Raw genomic sequence first — 17,690 nt, forward strand, 5'->3', positions numbered from 1 at the left:
TAGTATCTTTAGCAGTAATCGCTATGATCATCATAAATCAAGTGGTGAAAGAGCGTCGTTTTTTAAAACAGCTTTTACGATAATTAAATCGGTTATGCTGAATTTATTTCAGCATCTTCTATTAGAATAATTAAAAGTCTTTCAGTAATGAAGGGCTTTTTCATGTTTACAAAACGTAGTGTATTTTTTATATGAGATCTAACTGAAGTTTGGAACGATTTAAATATTTTATTTACCTAATCTGTTTTCTTAATTCTAAAATTAATTCATCTTTTTCATCAATTCTCTTCTCGTATTGCTCTACAATTTTTTCTGAAAGAAAATTTATAGTATCTGCGTTATAAACCTGTCCGTTATTATTTTCAAGATGATTGATATAGCTCATTTCTTTTACTGTCCTTTTTTCTTTTTCAAAGTTGTGAAAAGGAAGAGGTTCTACAATTAGAAAAGGAGAGCTTAAACTTCCCTAAGTTAAAAGGTAAGGTGGTAAGTGTTGAAGAGCTACTTAGAAAACCTGAGTTAGAAAATAAAATTCTTAGTTTATCAAATAGCTTTTCTAGGAAATCTACTGGCTCTAACTCAATTCAAATTGATACGACCCATATAGAAATGATACAGTCTGACCAATTCACGGCATATACGTTTCCGATTGTACAAGACAGTATTGAAAAGCAATCTGTTTTGAGTAATTATATGTTGACTATAGTTAATGACAGCTTGCAAGTACAGAGTCTAGTCAGTTATCCAGTGTTGTCCAATCGAGAGTTAGATATGCAAAATATTCATTTTGAACAGGTTTGGGGCGACTCTTTAATTTCTCAAACTAGGTTCAAATGTGGTGGCACCCAAACTATGTGGTATTCATATGAAGATTGCTATGTGGTTAGATGTGGGCTGTCAGGCAATCATGGTCCTGGTGAACCTTGTGACGATGGTGAACAGAGAGGTGGTGTAAACTGTGTCACAAGATGGGCGTCTTTCACTGTATTAGAAGCTCCATGTGGCGGTGGTGGTGGCGGTTCAGGCGGTGGCGGTGGTAGTTCTTCCGGAGGCACAACAAACCCACCTAGAAATAATCCTCCTATCGATTTATTGATTCCAGTAAATCCTGTGGGATATATTGAACTGATAGATGACGCCTTTAGTAGAATCAATAACCAACTGATATTGACACCAGAGCAAATCACTTTTTTACGTGATGATGAAAACGCTCACATTACGGACGCTATTGACGAATACTTAGATGAGCAAAGCCTCACTATCAATCAAGAGGGAAAGGATGCAATTTTAAATGCGATTGATGTGTTGAGCGGTGAGAAAACGGTAAATGATCTCTCATCAATTCAAGATCACCGAACTTTTAATGAAATAGCGGGAAAGTCACTTAGTAATCTAGAAACAGAAGAATTTAATGATTTTGGAGAAGCAATGTCAAATTATGATGCAGAAGACGAACTGGATCAAGCAGAGTGGCTGCAAGTAAGTACTAAGGTTATTAACATTTATGAGCTTGTGAATACTCAAAAAAATGATTTATCCTACGATCCTGCTATTGGAGACCTTAATTTCTCATTTGCCCAACAAGATCAAATGCAACAGCATCTTCTTTTCATAGGACTCTTACCTGAATTAAAATCCTTGATAGATGAGTACCTTCCACAAACTGCCGAAGAATGGAAAGCATTATTAGAAATAATGGAACCTATTTTATGGGAAACCTTAATTGAATTTATACCTGGTGGTGGAATTGCTATAGCTGTAAACGATATTGTTAATGAAATGCAGCTTACTCCACCAGATTATACAGTCATAACACTGTCTGTAGCATCTATAGTGGCTGAGTTTATTCCATGGGCAAAGGTAGGAAAAGCAACAGTTAAACTGTTTAAAAATATTGCTAAGGCTGCAAAAATCTTTAGGAAAGTAGCTAATATCCTACCATCATTTAGAACGTTGTACAGTCGTGGTTTTAAAATTGACTTAGATGGTGATGATCTCAAGTTAATTAATTCTAATCCCGATCCTGGTCAACTTATTCCTATTAGTTCTACAACACCTAGTGGCGGCGTTATTATTGCAAAAGGTGATGATGTCGAACGAGTCGTTATAAATATAGCTGACGAAGTAAATGATAGGCAGCGCACAATAACTAATCAATGGGAAAGTACAATAGGATCTCAAAGTAATAAAAGAAAAGGAAATTTTGGAGAAATGTCTACAGATCTAGATCTAGCTGAAAAAGGTTACATACCTTTACATACTAGAATAGATGATATAGATGCATCGGGTCATAATGGTATAGATGCTGTTATGGAAAAAGATGGACAGTTTTTTATTGTAGAAAGTAAATTTTCATCTACAACAACACCATCACTTAATCCACCTAATACAAACACAGGTCTACCGAAACAAATGAGTGATGCTTGGATACAAAGACCAGGTGAATTAGCTAGTGCTTTGAATGGGAATTCTGTTCTAGCTGCAAATATCATAGCTGATGGTTATAAGAGAATTGTTGCAACTCACGGTCCTAATGGAAATTTAATTTATAAATTGGTAGACTCTAACGGAGTTATTGGAAATGTTTGGACTCCTTAAAGCCTTTTAATAATGAGAGATAAACTTAAGAGTAAAGAATATTTTGAAGACTTTGTTGATGAACGATATAAATTAAATAAAAATTTGTATGATAGATTAGACAATAATCAGATTAAAATTGATAGAATAGTTCCTGTAAAAAACTTAATGGCATCGCATTATCTTCATATTCTGTCGGCAAAATATTCTTTAGGTATTTTTCCTAACGAAGAAATTAGTTTGGATATTTCCAAAGGAATTAAATTACTTAACGAATCAATGATTAATAATCAAGGTAAAGTTCATTTGAAGGATAATATTTATTTAAATCAATATTACGTTCCTACATATCAAATAATTTTAAATTATTTCTCACTTGCTTATTTATTGGAAATTCCAGATAGTGATTTTCAGATTTTAGTTAATATCACTGATCGAGACAACATCAGTGATAATTTATATGAGTTTATAATCAAAGCTAGGTTCCCAAATAGAGTACAAAAGCGATCAGAAGAATATGATACAGAACATTCTGTAATACTAAAAGTGTATAATAGGCTACGCAAAGCAACAAAAGAAAAAGATAAAGTAGCGGCTGCTCGATTAGTGAAACAATTTTTAGAAAAGGATTATTATCACAAGCATATGAATTTATATAACAGCCATAATAGTAAAGCAAATATTTATTGTGGTTACTGGAGTTTTGAAGCAGCTGCTGTAGTTAAAATTATGGGTTTAGATGATAGTAGTTTTATAGATAACCAGTATTACCCTAAAGATTTAGTACATCAATTACCACTAACTAAAGAGAAAAAAGGATGGTTGGGTAAACTGGGTTTTTAATTTAGAAATACTTTGTGAAAACTAAATTACAAGAAAGCCTTTCAGAAATGAAGGGCTTTTTTACTTCTATAAAGGTTCATGGCACCACATTTGAACAACAATCCTTAAATTACACCCATGAAAGTAGTATACATCATCCTTGCTCTAGCCTTAACCTCATGCGGTGTACAAAAAATGAAACAAACCTACAGCGGTACAGACTTTTCAAAATCTGAACAGCCTTATGCTCAAGAATGGACTGGTGGAGCACCAGGATCTGGTAGTGGCGTGACCTTATACTTTCCGACTAAGGTTGTAGGGAATTATGAAGTAGCTGCGATCTATTTTCGCAACAGCGTGAGTAAAACGATAAGTTACACAGCCGAGGATCGTTTGATGATGGTCACTCGTTTCCGTACCGATTTTAATAGTCGCAAGGATTTAATAATGGATAAAGATGCTAGTAAAGAGATGCAAAATAAAGCACCAAGCTTAGAAGAATTTCCTTTTGAACTTAAAGATAATGAGGCTGTTATTGAACTTAAAGACAAAAACAGCGATAAACTTACTTATATTAAAATTACTAATATTCAAGAACGTTCACAACTCGCTTTACCGTCTATGCCACAATAAGTAACGAGCTCAAAAGACCGATTCACTCAATCAAATACAGCAGGCGCTCATTCTAGTTATGAACGCCTTTTTTATGCGCTTAAGTTTGGCTCATAAAATTTATAACTATGAAAAATTTATTGAGAATAACCATCGTGGTGTTAGCCTTTTCGGGAATTGCAAATGCTCAAGGAGCTGTCATTGCAGAAGAAATAAGAAGTTATATGAACGCAGAGTCCAGCGATGAAGTGATTGAAGTTAAAGATAAAGCTGGTAAAACACATTACGTGCGCAGTGCTGCTACCACATCTACACATCATATAGGTGGACAAAACACTTCTACAAACACGGTCGTTTTTGACGCCTTTAACGCGCATCCAGAATGGCAAAATATGAATGTAGTCGTGGACTGGACCGGCAGCATGTACAGCTATGTAGGTCAAGTGGTGCGCTGGCATCATTTAAATAAAGACAAGCAACTCATCAATAGTATGGTACTTTTTAATGATGGTGACGATAAGTTACGTCAAGGAAACAAGCACAAACCAGTAGGCTCTACAGGTGGTATTTATTTCCCAGATCATTTAGAGATCGATAGTTTTTTAAAAACCGTAGCGCTGGCCGTAGATAATGGCGGTGGCGGAGACGGACCTGAGAATGACGTTGAAGCCATTATCGCTGCACAAGCTCATGATCAAACTGGCAGCGACTTTGTGCTCATTGCAGACGGCACAAGTATCAGAGACATTGCTTTGGTGAATCAAATCAAACGACCGGTACACGTCATTTTGTGCGACCACGTTACTCCAGATTATATTACCCTAGCTCGTGCCACTGGTGGTAGCATCACTTGGCCAGGCGGTTATACAGATTACAGCAATCAGTGCGCCACACATCAGGTTACTCATTGTAACCATCATCACACGCATGACGTAGCCTGTCATGTTCACTAAAATATAAGGATTTACTAATTACGCTTTCGCGAAAGCGTAACATTGTACAAGCCTGTGATTATAACTACCTTTATACACTTATAATCACAGGTTTTTTTGAGCTCTATCAATCGTCTTTTTAAACACACCTTTGTCTATGGTCTAGCGACCGTACTGCCGCGATTATTGACGGTATTATTAACACCATTACTCACCAATTATCTACCGAGTAAGGCAGATTTTGGGGAACTTTCAATTATTTTTTCTTGGATCATTATTTTCAATGTACTACTCACTTATGGTACAGAAACGGCCTTTTTTAGATATTTTACCGAGACTCAAGATAAAACTAAAGTATTAGGAACAGCTATAGGAACTTTACTGGGTAGCACCTTACTTTTTGTGATAATTTCTTTTTTGAGCTTAGATTATATTGAGGTTTGGACAGAGAAGTCTGCAAATTATTGGAAATGGGTCATAGGCGTTCTTGCTTTTGATGCTCTTGCGGTAGTGCCATTTGCCTACATGAGAGCGCAAGGAAAAGCTATGAAATATGCCGTTATTAAAATGGTGAACGTAGTGATCTCTGTAGGTTGTACAGCCCTATTTTTGATATGGTTACAAGAGATTTCGGGATTGAGAGATATCTTGCCTAGTGATAAGATTGAACTTTATTTCATAGCCTTTTTTGGTGCAAGTGCGCTTACGTTTTTAATGATTTGCAGACCATATTTCAGCAAATGGAAATTTGATGTTCAGCTGTGGAAAAAGATGCTGCGTTATGGATTCCCGATTCTTATTGCAGGACTAGCATTTGCCATTAATGAGACCTTTGATAAAATTCTATTAGAATGGTTGCTTGTGGACAATGCAACTGAACAGGTAGGAGTTTATACAGCTTGTTATAGACTGGCAGTAGGAATGACTTTATTTGCTACAGCATTTAAACTAGGTGTGGAGCCCTTTTTCTTTAGTGAAGCAGGAAACGACAGAGCACCACAACTTTATGCCCAAATCACTAAGATGTTTGTGATTTTAGGCTCGCTAGCGTTACTGGTTTACATCATTCTAGTAGATGTTATCAAACCACTTTTAATTACCGAAGAATACTACGAAGCTATGGACATCGTTCCATTGATATTAATCGCTTATCTGTTTTTTGGAATTTATCAATCCATTTCGGTATGGTATAAGGTGACCGATAAGACTAAATATGGAGCTTATATCTCTGTTCTGGGAGCTGTTCTTACCATAGTTATGAATGTGATATTAATTCCGCAAATAGGTTATATGGCGAGTGCGATTACCACCTGTGCGGCTTACGGATTGATGATGATGACTTCTTATTTAATGAGTAGAAAACACTTTGCCATTCCATATGACGTTAAGAATATGTTGCTTTACCTAGCAGTGGCTATAAGTTTATCGCTGGTGTTCTTCTATTATTTTAGAGAATTATTGGGAATAGGTAGCTGGAAATTATATCTTGTTGGAACTATTATGACTGTTGTACTTGCTGGACTTATTTGGATTCGCGAAAAAACATTTATTAAAAATTTGATCAAAAAATAATGACTATAAAAATTATCAATAAATCGGCACATGCTTTACCTCACTATGAGACTGAGGCTAGTGCCGGAATGGACTTAAGAGCAAATCTAGAAACGCCAGTAATTCTAGAACCTTTGGAGCGCGCTATTATTAAAACAGGCTTATTTATTGAATTACCTATAGGTTATGAGGCTCAAGTACGACCTAGAAGTGGTCTCGCTGCTAAGAAAGGAATTACAGTCCTTAACGCTCCAGGAACCATAGATGCAGATTATCGTGGTGAAATAGGTGTGATTCTTGTAAATTTATCAAATGAAGCTTTTACCATAGAAAACGGTGAACGCATCGCACAACTCGTTATTGCAAAACATGAGCGTGCCGAGTGGCACAAAGTAGAAGAATTGAGCAGTACAGAACGTGGAGCAGGTGGTTTTGGTAGTACTGGAGTGAAATAAAAAACCCAGTTCCCGCGCAGGCGGGAACCTCAAACAATAAAAAACCAACAGCAGGTTAGACAGCTTGCTGCAAAAGAAATAACAAACAGTGATTTTTTAATCAATCACATCTATAAAATTAGATTCCCATTTTTATGGGAATAAAGCTTATGAAAATAATTGTACCTATGGCTGGACGTGGTTCCAGACTCAGACCACATACCTTAACCGTTCCTAAACCATTAATCCCTATTGCAAACAAGCCTATCGTTCACAGACTAGTGACTGATATTGCAAATATTCTAGAAGAACCAGTGACCGAAGTTGCTTTTATTCTAGGCGATCCAGCATTTTTTGGAAATGATGTGGTAAGCAGCCTGGAAGAGTTAGCGACTAGTTTAGGTGCCAAAGCCAGTATTTATAGACAAGGAGAACCACTAGGAACTGGTCACGCCATAATGAGCGCAGCAGACTCACTTACGGGACCTGCCGTAGTGGCTTATGCAGACACACTAATCCGTGCAGACTTTAAACTAGATCCAGCTGCCGATGCTGTGATATGGACTAAGCAAGTAGATCAACCAGAAGCCTATGGAGTCGTAAAATTGAATGATAATGATGAAATTGTAGAGCTGGTAGAAAAACCAGAAACCTTTGTCTCTGATCAAGCAGTAATAGGTATTTATTACTTTAAAGAAGTAGGTGAACTCAAGAAAGAACTACAGTTTGTGCTGGAAAATAACATCATCAACGGTGGAGAATACCAGATTAATGATGGTATCAAGCGCATGATGCAAAATGGTAAGGTGTTTAAAACCGGTACCGTAGACGAGTGGATGGATTGTGGTAATAAAGCAGTTACCGTAGAAACTAACACGCGCATCATCGAGTTCATGAAAAAAGATGGCAGTGATGAGATCAACACAAATCCTACCCTTGAAAATGCTAAAATCATAGAACCATGCGTTATAGATCCATCTGTAGTGATTAAAAACTCAACGGTTGGGCCACACGTTTCTATAGGAGCAGGAACTGTAATTGAAAATTCTACGATTAAGAATTCATTAATACAGTCTCATTCTTTAATTAAGAATGCTACATTAGATGATGCTATGATAGGAAATCACGTTACTTATGATGCAAATTATAGCAAAATAAGCATAGGTGATTATTCCACAATGGAATAATTATTGAATTTAAAAACACATGAAAAAATACATAACCATTCTTTTGATTCTAGCCGCACTATCATGGAGCGCCACTTCTCACGCACAAGAAGCTGTAGAAGCCGTAGAGGAGAATCAAGATGATTTAGGTGATGTTTCAGACAGTTTTAAGGATACCTTTTTTAATGCACTGGCAGAAAAAGCAAAGGGTAATCACGATCGTGCAATCACCATGTTAGAAAACTGTGCTACCATGCAACCTAGCTCTGGAGCAGTACAGTTTGAGCTGGCTAAGAATCATTTTGCAAATAACGCTTTCGCGAAAGCGGAAACCACCATCAAAAAAGCCCTAGAACTATCTGGTGATAATGAATGGATACTCGACTTATTATTTGAGATCTATGATGAACAGAAGGAATATGAAAAAGCCGTTCCGGTGATGGAACAACTTGCAAAAATCAATGATAATTATGAGGAGTTTTTACCATCATTATATTACCGTATAGGAGATTATGATAAGGCGCTTAAATCCTTAAACGCCATAGATGCAAAACAAGGAAGTGAAGATTCACGCAGGAACGCGCTACGTCGCAGCTTAGAATCCAGACAGCAGCAAGAAGTGCGCAATGATAATAACATCGAGTCGCTAGAAGCTGAGATCGCTCAAAACCCTAAGAACAAGCAAGCATATATCAACTTGATTTATATGCACAGCCGCAACGGTGACCATGATGCAGTGTTTGAAGTCGCACAAGATTTTGAAAATAATGTTACAGATAGCGATGCCGCACATCTAGCGCTCTATAAAATTTACTTTGAAAACAACCGTCTGGAAGAAGGAAAGGAGAGTTTAGAAAAAGTTTTAACGTCTAATAAGATTGATCAAAAAACTAAAATGAAAGTCTTACAAGACTTCATAACCATGACCGATGGTAATTTAGAACTAGAAAATACTGTTACAGACGCGATCAACTGGCTCGCAGATGATGTAGAAGACCCTAACGCTTATCGAGCTATGGGAGATTTTTACCTTAAGAAAAAAGATGCGGCACAAGCTATAGCCTTTTATGAAAAAGGACTGGACCTGGATGATAATAACATAGATTTATTAAAAAGTGTAGCCTTGTTAACTATAGATCTTAAGGATTTTAACAAGACCATTAATATTACCCAAGCGGCTATAGAAAAGTTCCCAGCGCAGCCGCTGTTTTATTTACTTCAAGGTGTGGCACATAATAATTTAAACGCACCAGATCAAGCTATAGAATCCATAGAAATGGGACAAATTTACTTGCTCGACGAGCTCAAGTTAGAACAAGACATGTACAAGCAGCTTGCTATTTCTTATGACTTAAAAAGTGATGCCACAACCGCTTCTAAAATGAGAACCAAAGCTCTAGAACTTTCTAAAAAATTATAAATGAAAGGATATAACATTCTTTATTGCTGCATCGCAGCACTCATAATAAGCTGTGGTGGAGTTCAAAAAGCCGCAAATACCGCCAGCGCTACCGCAAAAAAATCGAGCGTAGTAAAAGCGCATACAGCAGCTCGTACAGATTTTAAGACCATGCAATCGCGCCTTTCTGTAGATTATAAAGATGAACGACAATCACGTAGTGTAAATGTGGATTTGCGCATAGAAAAAGGAAAAAAAATCTGGATGAGTGTAAAGTTTCTAGGTTTTACAGCTGCCAAAGTGTACATCACTCCAGATTGGGTTCAGTTTTATGAAAAATTAAAAGGACGTTCTTTTGATGGTGATTTTTCGCTGATCAGTGACTTTCTAGGCGAGCCGCTGGAATATGACCAGTTAGAAGATTTATTACTCGGTCAGGCGGTAGAATCATTGCAACCTCATGAATTTTCTATAGTAGATAATCAGTATCAATTTAAACAAGGATTGCTCATTGAAAAGTTGTTCCAGCTGCGACCTTCAGATTTTAAATTGAGCCAGCAATCTATTACTAAACCGTCAGAAGATAGTTTTTTAATCATCACCTATCCAGACTATCAAGTAGTGGAAAAACGCATCATACCGCTAGAAGTAAAAGTAGATGCAAAACGCGGTAAACGTTTCTCTCAAGTAAGTCTAGAGTTTAAAAACGTAGAGTTTGATCAAGACTTATCGTTCCCGTTTTCTATTCCGTCTAAGAGTAAACCCATGAATTTGTAATGGTTAGAAAAGGTCTATTATTTGGTTTGATGTTTATGTGTTTCGCTTTCGCGAAAGCGCAATCACAAAAAGCACAGCTAGAAGCAAAAAAGGCAAAAATTCAAGCCGAAATCAATCAGTATACCCGTTTACTATCTGGTGTAAAGAAGGAAAGTAAAACGATGGTACTGCGTGTAGAAACCATCGATAAGAAAATCGCAAGTACTCAAGAACTTATTAATATTACTAATAAACAAGCTAACTTAATCACGCGTAGTATTAAAAGAAATACTGACGAAAATGCAAAGCTGAAAAAAGAAATCAAGGCACAAAAAGACGAATATGCTCGCATGATTGTAAAGGCTTATAAGTCTAAAAATGAACAAAGCAGATTAATGTTCTTGCTCTCATCAGAAGATTTTTTGCAAGCTTATAAAAGAGTGCAGTACCTAAAATCCTATGCAGACTACCGTAAAACACAAGCCGATGAAATTACCGCAAAATCCAAACGACTGGAAGAAATAAACAATGAGCTCGAGCTAGAAAAAATGCAAAAACAAGAAGTCCTTAAAGTAAATAAACAACAGCGCATCGCTTTACAAGAAGATAAGCAAGAGCAAGAAAATTTACTAGCAGTGGTGAAACAGGATGAGAAGAAATATGCTCAGGAAATCAGAGATGCCAGCAAGGAACGAGCAAGAATAGATCGTCAGATTAAAAAGCTTATTGAGGCAGATATTGCTGCATCTAATAAAGGTAAAACAGGTGCGGTAAAAGGTAAATTCTTCCTTTCACCAGAAGCAAAAGTGCTGGCAAATAACTTTAAATCTAATAAAGGGAAACTACCATATCCAGTAGATAAATTTATTATTTCCCGTACCTATGGAGACCAGCCACATCCAGTATTAGGTGGTATCAGAATTTCTTCTAACGGGTTGCGTTTTCAAGCTCCTGCAAACTCAGTGGCCAAGGCTATTTTTACCGGTAAAGTCGTTAGAGTTCAAAAAGCCGCAAACGGAATCCTATCAGTTTATGTAAGACATGGAAATTACACTTCTATTTATGATCATTTAAAAAGCGTATCTGTGCAAAAAGGAGATCAAGTAAGTACACGAGATGTTATAGGAACTGTATTTACAGATAACTCTGGTGTTACAGAGTTACGCTTTGTACTCATGGAAGACAGCCACACGGTAGATCCTTCTCGCTGGTTGTTGAGGTTTTGATAATTCTATGAATACGTTTTAAATTCAAACTATTAGTAGAGTCTACAATACTAAATTGAATTTATAAAAGCTAGAAGTTCCTAGAGGTATTTGTAGAATCTACTGCAGTTTCATTTTTATCTCGATCGCCACGTATCCTGCGATCTACACGATCTGCTTCTTCTAGAATTTTAGGAAGTAAGAATGGAGCAAGTGGTTCTATATGCTCATAAACCATGCTTTCTTCTGTGGTTTTATCGCCTAACAAGTTAAATTCTCCAGAGGCTGTTTTAATAAACATTAAAACCACACTGGCTAGAAATCCCATTTTTATAAGTCCAAATGCGCCACCAGCAAGCTTGTTTAAAAAGCCTAGCTTAGCGCTTTTCATAATTTTAGTTATGAGTTTACCCGCATAGCTTATCACAAAGATGATGGCTACAAAAGTGATGACAAAACTGGCTACAGTAATATAGGTCTCTTCCCATTCAAACTGTTTGCGCAACCAGTCACCGGCATAGTTTGAAAAGTAAATAGCTCCATAAATCGCTGCAATTAAAGCGAGTAGTGAAGTAAGTTCTACAAAAAAACCGTTTAAGTAACCTTTCCAAAGCCCTATTAACAGTACTATACAAATGACAATATCTAACCAATTCATAAGTGTAAATATAATGAGAACAGTTGAAACAGGTCTTTAGTTTTAAAGTCTTCAGTCCACACTCCTCAGTATTAAAGTCGTTAGTGAAATGCCATTGAGATCTGTCATTGCATGCGACTACATATAATTATAGTTTAGAGCGACGCAATCTCTTATTTACAGCAGTAAATTAAACACACTACTTATCTAACTCTTCCTTAATGCTTGCCATTAAGGCTTTCCCACCTTGAGTTAGGATTTTTTGTGCCTGCGATTGTGCAAAAGCGAGACCACGATCATCCTGTAGTTCTAGTAATGGCACTCTTTTTTGAACTTCTAGTCGCTCTTTCCCATCTATGCTTAATAAACAGCCTTTAAAATGAAGTGTGTCCTCGTAAATTTGAGCTATGGCACCTATGGGTGCTGTACAGCCACCTTCTAGCTCTCGTAAAAATTTACGCTCTATATCTACACATAATTGTGTAGGCGCATGGTTGAGGTGAGCCATAGCTTCCAGTACAGCGGTGTTATTTCCCATGGCGGCTACCATCATCGCACCTTGAGCTGGAGCTGGGATAAAACTGTCTAAATCTGAATATTCAAAACCATAATTACCTTTTAATTGCGACAGTAAACCTATACGGTCTAATCCAGCTTTGGCAAAAATAGCTGCGTTCCACTCTTTATTGGCGTGTAGTTTAGAAAGACGAGAATTTACGTTACCACGCAAATCTACTACGTTATGATGTCCATACATATCCAGCCATTGTGCCTTACGGCGCAGGCTACCTGTGGCGATAGTCATAACCTCATCTGGATTAAAGTTAGACTTGTACACGATGATGTCTTTTTGAGAGGCGCGCTCTAGAACAGCAGCTTGCACCATACCTTTAGGCAGTTGCGTAGGAACATCTTTAAGGCTATGTACAGCGATGTCTATAACTCCTTTTACTAAGGACACATCTAGTGTTTTAGTAAAAATACCTGTAATTCCCATTTCATATAAGGGTTCTGTAAGGTTGAGGTCGCCTTGGGATTTTACAGGAAGTAATTCAGTGTTATAACCTAAAGCTTGTAACTGTGATTGCACTGTAGTTGCTTGCCACATAGCAAGTTGTGAGTCTCTTGTGCCTATTTTTATCTTAAGACTCATAAGTAGATCCTTCTAATTTAAATACTTTGTTGAGTAGTGTTATCGCCTCTTCAGTACTTTCTTCTTCATTGCGCAGGTGGTTTGCAAAATGACCTGCAATCTTCTGAATGATACGGTCTGCGATCAGATCTGCTTGTTCTGGGTTGAAATCTGCAATTTTTGTGCGACTATTTTTAATCTCTGCCTCTTTGAGTGTAGAGAGTTTGTTTTTTAAAGCCTGCATGGTAGGTGCAAACTGTCTCGAGTCTTGCCACTGTTTAAAATCGGCATGGATTTCTTTAATGATTTGATGTGCTTGAGGTATAAAATTTTCTCGGTTAGAAAGTGTTTTATGAGTCACTTTAGAAAGTTCATCTAAGTGAATTAAAGTCACATTATCTAGCGCTTTTACATTCTCATCTACATTTTTAGGTATCGATAAATCTAGAATTAATAATGGCTTAGAGGTATGTATTAATTGCTTAGAAATGGTAGGTTTTTGAGCACCAGTAGCTACTATAAGAATATCTGAATGTGCAATCTCTTCTTCTAGCTGTGCATAATCTTTAACAACTAGGTCAAATTTCCCTGCGATACGTTCTGCCTTATCCTTAGTGCGATTTATAAGAGTGATTTCTTTGTTTTGAGTATGTTTTACAAGATTATCACAGGTGTTACGACCTATTTTACCGGTTCCAAAAAGTAATATTTTTTTTGCGGGACCACCTGCTGGAAAGTTCTCTAAAATGTACTGCGCACTAGCAAAACTTACTGATGTGGCACCGCTACTTAATTCTGTTTCGGTTTTAATGCGTTTACTAGCTTGTATAACACAATTGAGCAATCGCTCCATATATGGGTTAATCAAATTCAGTTTTTTAGAGCGTTTAAAAGCCATTTTTAACTGACCTATGATTTCAAAATCGCCCAGAATCTGACTGTCTAATCCAGTACCTACAGTATAGAGGTGATCACAGGCTTCTTCATTTTTCTGAATATAGGCTATTTTTTGAAACTCCTCAACGGTTCCATGAGAGTGTTCACAGAGTAATTTTATCAACTGAAAAGGATGTTGCGCAAAACCATATAACTCTGTGCGGTTACAGGTAGAAATGACCGCTAGTGATGGGATACCTTCTTCCTTGGCTTGTAGTAATAGATTGTGAATAGTCTCTTCATTCATTGAAAAAAGACCACGCATCTCAGCATCGGCTTTGCGATAACTGATACCTATACTATAAAAAGAAAAATGTTTGGGCTGTAGGGCCGCCATATACTCATACCTAATGAGAAACAAAATTATATCACTCTTCTTAAATAAAATAACGCCATAGGTTCCAAATTAAACGCAATGGGTTATTTTTGTATAACCATGGTGTTTTTCCCTTCAACATAGGGCGTTTATGTCGCTTTCGCGAAAGCGTAACACCACTATTTAGAGTGATTATAAATAGCAATGAAGTATGGAAAATATCGCTAAAGGTGCCGCTGAGGTCACTTTAATTGAAGACGGATTTCAAGTCTTAAGATTGAAAAATGATACTGATGATAGTGCTCACTTTCATCACGATGTGGATAATAGTTTTATTCAATTTCATTTTTGTTTAAAAGGACAAGTAGAGCTGGCTTTTAATGAAGGTGGTTATAAGCTAAATCTATCAGAACAAAACAGTTACCTGCTTTATAATCCTTCTAGAGATTTACCTATTAACCTGGATTTAAAAGGCCATACTTGGTTTATTTGTGTGCTTGTTTCTATAAAAAAATTCCATTCTCTGTTCTCACCAGATGCGCAACAAATCAGTTTTTTAAGTGCAGAGAACAAGGATAAAAAGTATTATGTAGATGGTAGTATATCGCCATCTATGGCGGTAGCTCTACATCAACTGATGAATTATAACTTAAATGATGCTATAAAGAGATTATATTTTAAGGGGAAAAGTTATGAGTTAATGTCGCTTTATTTTAATAGCCCAGAAGATGCAGATGTGGAGGCGTGCCCATTTCTGGTAGATGAGGAAAATATGCGTAAGATTAAAAAGGCTAAGGAAATTATTATTGAGCGCATGACCAGCCCGCCATCCTTAAATGAACTTTCTATGGAAATAGGTTTGTCTCTTAAAAAGCTTAAAGAAGGTTTTAAAGAAGTGTATGGCGATACCGTTTATGGTTTTTTACTAGATCATAAAATGAATTATGCGAGACAACTTTTAGACAGCGGTCAGCATAATGTAAATGAGGTAGGTTTAAAGGTAGGCTACAGCACAGCGAGTCATTTTATAAGTGCCTTTAAAAAGAAGTATGGGACAACTCCTAAGAGGTATTTAACAGGTAAGTAATACCAAAAGGAATAATTAAATAGTCTAAAAGATTTTTAATATTAACGGCATTATAAACACAAATTGGTATAAAACACTTGAGCTATTCAGAAATACTATTTCTCTTTCAACAACTCCAGTATCTCCTTATAGGTCTTTTCATTATCAGGATTTGATTTAAGATAATCATATACCTTTTGAATCACAGTGGTAGAAGCGCCTAAATTTTCAAAAAGAGTAAGGTCTTGTTCCCAGTTTTTAATAGTTCCAGTAGTTTGACCTAGCTCTTCACTAGCCATAGTAACCTCGCGTATTTCTTTGTAAACAGCGGCTTTTTTAAACTTTAGAATCTCTGTGTAAACATCACTGAAGGTCATTTGTTCTACCTTCTTGTGTTTAGAAATACGTGTGAGCATGGTGTTAAAAACATCCATGTCACTAAAAAAGGTGACATCAAAATCATCCAGGCCACATGGTCTCAGCTTTGCTATTTCTTTAAAAAGAACGTTTTCATGAGTAAAAGAACCATCCAGCATGAAATCTAATTTTTTAACCAGCTGCATTTCACAAGCCTGTTCTGATGATATTTCTAGAGGACTGGATTGTGGCAGTTGCGCTTGTACAGCAATAACAGTAAATAGTGTTAAAACAGATAAGGTCTTTTTCAAGGTCAATTTCATTTGATGATATAACGTGTGGTCGTAATTCTTAGTACCTGAGGCAAAGAAAATGCCAAAACTAAAAACCTACAACTAAACTATTATTTTTCTGTAATTTCTACAGCTTCTAGCGCTTGTCTTAAATCTGTAATTAAGTCATCGCTATTTTCTACACCTATGGATAAACGCACTAAAGAATGGGTAACACCTATAGCTTCTGCATGGTCTTCATCTACTCCTGCATGGGTCATGGAACGTGGATGCTCTGCTAGAGATTCTGTTCCACCTAGACTTACGGCTAGACGTATCAATCGCAAAGAGTCTAAAAACTGAAAGGCTTCTTTCTCACCACCGTTAATTTCAAAACTTATCATAGCACCAGGACCGTCATATTGCTTTTTATAAATTGCATAATCTGGTGAGTTTTGATCTATTAAACCTAGATAGTTCAGCTTAGCTACTTTAGGGTGGTTGTGTAAAAAGTTAGCCACTTCAATAGCATTGCGCTGTTGTTGCTCCATTCTTATTTTAAGTGTTTCAAGACTACGCATTAACATCCAGCCGGTATGAGGAGAAGCCATGTTTCCTAAAAAGGTGCGCAGTACTTTAACACGTTGCATAATTTCAGCATTACCTAGAACTGCTCCGGCAATGAGGTCGCTGTGACCACCTATGTATTTAGTAGCGCTATACATTACGATGTCAGCACCCATTTGTAAAGGATGTTGCCATAATGGTCCCATATAGGTATTATCTACACCTATTAATACTGGTTTTTCTTCAGTAGAAAAATGATCTGCAATCTCGCGACACATTTCTATATCGATCAGTGAATTAGTAGGATTTGCAGGAGTTTCTATATGCATTAAGGCTACTTTATCTGCATATCCAGCATCTTCTACAAGTTTTATAATCTCTTCCTTACTCATTCCAGATTTGAATCCTAAGGAGTGAATACCATATTTAGGTAAAAAGTGGTTGATGAAGTGGTCTGTTCCTCCATAAGTAGGTGAGCTGTATAAGAGCACTTGTCCAGGTTCTAAAAACTCCATGAGCACCGTGGAAATCGCACTCATTCCACTTTCAAAAACGGCACAATCATCTGCCTGGTCCCATAAACATAAACGGTTCTCTAGTATTTCTAAATCTGGATTATTAATACGGCTGTAAATTAAACCCATTTCTTCACCAGGTAACTTTTCTCGCTTACCATAAGCAAGTTCAAAAAAGGCTTTTCCTTCTTGAGCCGTTTTAAAGACAAATGTAGAGGTTAAAAATAGAGGACATTTTATAGCGCCTTCAGATAGTTCAGGCTTGTATCCATAGGACATCATTAGGCTTTCGGGCTTCATAGAATCTTTCATAAAATGGGAAATTTAAAACTGGGCACAATTTACTTTTTTTTGCGGACTCCATCGATTTCGTAAGCTTATTTTTTACAAACCACAATTTTAAGCTCAAATAATATGAATTCTTTAATTAATGAGCGC

Annotated in this window: 16 protein-coding genes; 11 read left to right on the top strand and 5 right to left on the bottom strand. The window is 36.7% G+C overall.

The features are described 5' to 3' along the window. Nucleotides 1-483: 483 nt before the first annotated feature. The 10 genes from ACTF48_RS03520 to ACTF48_RS03565 all read left to right on the top strand — a co-directional run bounded on the left by ACTF48_RS03520 (nt 484) and on the right by ACTF48_RS03565 (nt 11,475). Nucleotides 484-2,598: a hypothetical protein gene (locus ACTF48_RS03520; RefSeq protein WP_438961757.1), complete on the top strand. Its 2,115-nt coding sequence runs from the start codon at nt 484-486 to the stop codon at nt 2,596-2,598. 12 nt (nt 2,599-2,610) lie between these two features. Continuing rightward, entirely contained in the window at nt 2,611-3,420 is an 810-nt protein-coding gene (locus ACTF48_RS03525; protein ID WP_438961758.1) for a PoNe immunity protein domain-containing protein, read from the top strand. 117 nt (nt 3,421-3,537) lie between these two features. Then, entirely contained in the window at nt 3,538-4,032 is a 495-nt protein-coding gene (locus tag ACTF48_RS03530) for a hypothetical protein (protein WP_438961759.1), read from the top strand. A 107-nt stretch (nt 4,033-4,139) separates the two neighbouring features. Continuing rightward, on the top strand, nt 4,140-4,964 hold the full coding sequence (locus tag ACTF48_RS03535; RefSeq protein ID WP_438961760.1) for a hypothetical protein: 825 nt from the start codon (nt 4,140-4,142) through the stop codon (nt 4,962-4,964). Between the two features lie 96 nt (nt 4,965-5,060). Then, nucleotides 5,061-6,515, top strand: a complete 1,455-nt coding sequence (locus ACTF48_RS03540) for a lipopolysaccharide biosynthesis protein (protein ID WP_438961761.1) — start codon at nt 5,061-5,063, stop codon at nt 6,513-6,515. Then, the gene (gene dut / locus ACTF48_RS03545) at nt 6,515-6,949 is read left to right on the top strand and encodes a dUTP diphosphatase (protein WP_438961762.1); all 435 of its coding nucleotides are present in this window, start codon (nt 6,515-6,517) and stop codon (nt 6,947-6,949) included. Before ACTF48_RS03540 ends, dut begins: the two co-directional genes overlap by 1 nt. Nucleotides 6,950-7,098: 149 nt before the next feature. Further along, a complete protein-coding gene (locus ACTF48_RS03550; RefSeq protein ID WP_438961763.1) occupies nt 7,099-8,115 on the top strand; it encodes a sugar phosphate nucleotidyltransferase in 1,017 nt (338 codons plus the stop codon). A 19-nt stretch (nt 8,116-8,134) separates the two neighbouring features. Continuing rightward, nucleotides 8,135-9,514, top strand: coding sequence for a tetratricopeptide repeat protein (locus tag ACTF48_RS03555; protein WP_438961764.1), 1,380 nt, complete (start codon nt 8,135-8,137; stop codon nt 9,512-9,514). Beyond that, on the top strand, nt 9,515-10,270 hold the full coding sequence (locus tag ACTF48_RS03560; protein WP_438961765.1) for a DUF4292 domain-containing protein: 756 nt from the start codon (nt 9,515-9,517) through the stop codon (nt 10,268-10,270). Next, nucleotides 10,270-11,475: a murein hydrolase activator EnvC family protein gene (locus ACTF48_RS03565; RefSeq protein WP_438961766.1), complete on the top strand. Its 1,206-nt coding sequence runs from the start codon at nt 10,270-10,272 to the stop codon at nt 11,473-11,475. Before ACTF48_RS03560 ends, ACTF48_RS03565 begins: the two co-directional genes overlap by 1 nt. Before the next feature lie 70 nt (nt 11,476-11,545). Here the strand turns inward: ACTF48_RS03565 and ACTF48_RS03570 are convergent, their stop codons facing one another. The 3 genes from ACTF48_RS03570 to hemA all read right to left on the bottom strand — a co-directional run bounded on the left by ACTF48_RS03570 (nt 11,546) and on the right by hemA (nt 14,496). Beyond that, a complete protein-coding gene (locus ACTF48_RS03570) occupies nt 11,546-12,112 on the bottom strand; it encodes a CvpA family protein (RefSeq protein ID WP_438961767.1) in 567 nt (188 codons plus the stop codon). A gap of 178 nt (nt 12,113-12,290) precedes the next feature. After that, entirely contained in the window at nt 12,291-13,244 is a 954-nt protein-coding gene (gene hemC, locus ACTF48_RS03575; RefSeq protein ID WP_438961768.1) for a hydroxymethylbilane synthase, read from the bottom strand. Next, nucleotides 13,234-14,496, bottom strand: coding sequence for a glutamyl-tRNA reductase (hemA, locus tag ACTF48_RS03580; RefSeq protein ID WP_438961769.1), 1,263 nt, complete (start codon nt 14,494-14,496; stop codon nt 13,234-13,236). The genes hemC and hemA overlap by 11 nt, the downstream gene beginning before the upstream one ends. A gap of 190 nt (nt 14,497-14,686) precedes the next feature. Here hemA and ACTF48_RS03585 point away from each other — a divergent pair, with 190 nt between their 5' ends. Next, a complete protein-coding gene (locus ACTF48_RS03585) occupies nt 14,687-15,562 on the top strand; it encodes a helix-turn-helix transcriptional regulator (protein WP_438961770.1) in 876 nt (291 codons plus the stop codon). Nucleotides 15,563-15,657: 95 nt separating this feature from the next. Here ACTF48_RS03585 and ACTF48_RS03590 read toward each other — a convergent pair whose 3' ends face one another. After that, nucleotides 15,658-16,209: a hypothetical protein gene (locus tag ACTF48_RS03590; RefSeq protein WP_438961771.1), complete on the bottom strand. Its 552-nt coding sequence runs from the start codon at nt 16,207-16,209 to the stop codon at nt 15,658-15,660. A gap of 92 nt (nt 16,210-16,301) precedes the next feature. After that, complete coding sequence (locus tag ACTF48_RS03595) at nt 16,302-17,564, bottom strand: cystathionine gamma-synthase family protein (protein WP_438961772.1); 1,263 nt, start codon at nt 17,562-17,564, stop codon at nt 16,302-16,304. Nucleotides 17,565-17,690 lie beyond the last annotated feature (126 nt).

Source organism: Nonlabens sp. (assembly GCF_965660805.1).
Lineage (GTDB): Bacteria > Bacteroidota > Bacteroidia > Flavobacteriales > Flavobacteriaceae > Nonlabens.

Coding starts and splice junctions, on each gene's coding strand:
- ACTF48_RS03570 (WP_438961767.1), bottom strand. CDS start 12,112: ATGAATTGGTTAGATATTGTCATTTGTATAGTACTGTTAATAGGGCTT.
- ACTF48_RS03585 (WP_438961770.1), top strand. CDS start 14,687: ATGGAAAATATCGCTAAAGGTGCCGCTGAGGTCACTTTAATTGAAGAC.
- ACTF48_RS03555 (WP_438961764.1), top strand. CDS start 8,135: ATGAAAAAATACATAACCATTCTTTTGATTCTAGCCGCACTATCATGG.
- ACTF48_RS03530 (WP_438961759.1), top strand. CDS start 3,538: ATGAAAGTAGTATACATCATCCTTGCTCTAGCCTTAACCTCATGCGGT.
- ACTF48_RS03565 (WP_438961766.1), top strand. CDS start 10,270: ATGGTTAGAAAAGGTCTATTATTTGGTTTGATGTTTATGTGTTTCGCT.
- ACTF48_RS03560 (WP_438961765.1), top strand. CDS start 9,515: ATGAAAGGATATAACATTCTTTATTGCTGCATCGCAGCACTCATAATA.
- hemC (WP_438961768.1), bottom strand. CDS start 13,244: ATGAGTCTTAAGATAAAAATAGGCACAAGAGACTCACAACTTGCTATG.
- dut (WP_438961762.1), top strand. CDS start 6,515: ATGACTATAAAAATTATCAATAAATCGGCACATGCTTTACCTCACTAT.
- ACTF48_RS03550 (WP_438961763.1), top strand. CDS start 7,099: ATGAAAATAATTGTACCTATGGCTGGACGTGGTTCCAGACTCAGACCA.
- ACTF48_RS03525 (WP_438961758.1), top strand. CDS start 2,611: ATGAGAGATAAACTTAAGAGTAAAGAATATTTTGAAGACTTTGTTGAT.
- hemA (WP_438961769.1), bottom strand. CDS start 14,496: ATGGCGGCCCTACAGCCCAAACATTTTTCTTTTTATAGTATAGGTATC.
- ACTF48_RS03535 (WP_438961760.1), top strand. CDS start 4,140: ATGAAAAATTTATTGAGAATAACCATCGTGGTGTTAGCCTTTTCGGGA.
- ACTF48_RS03595 (WP_438961772.1), bottom strand. CDS start 17,564: ATGAAAGATTCTATGAAGCCCGAAAGCCTAATGATGTCCTATGGATAC.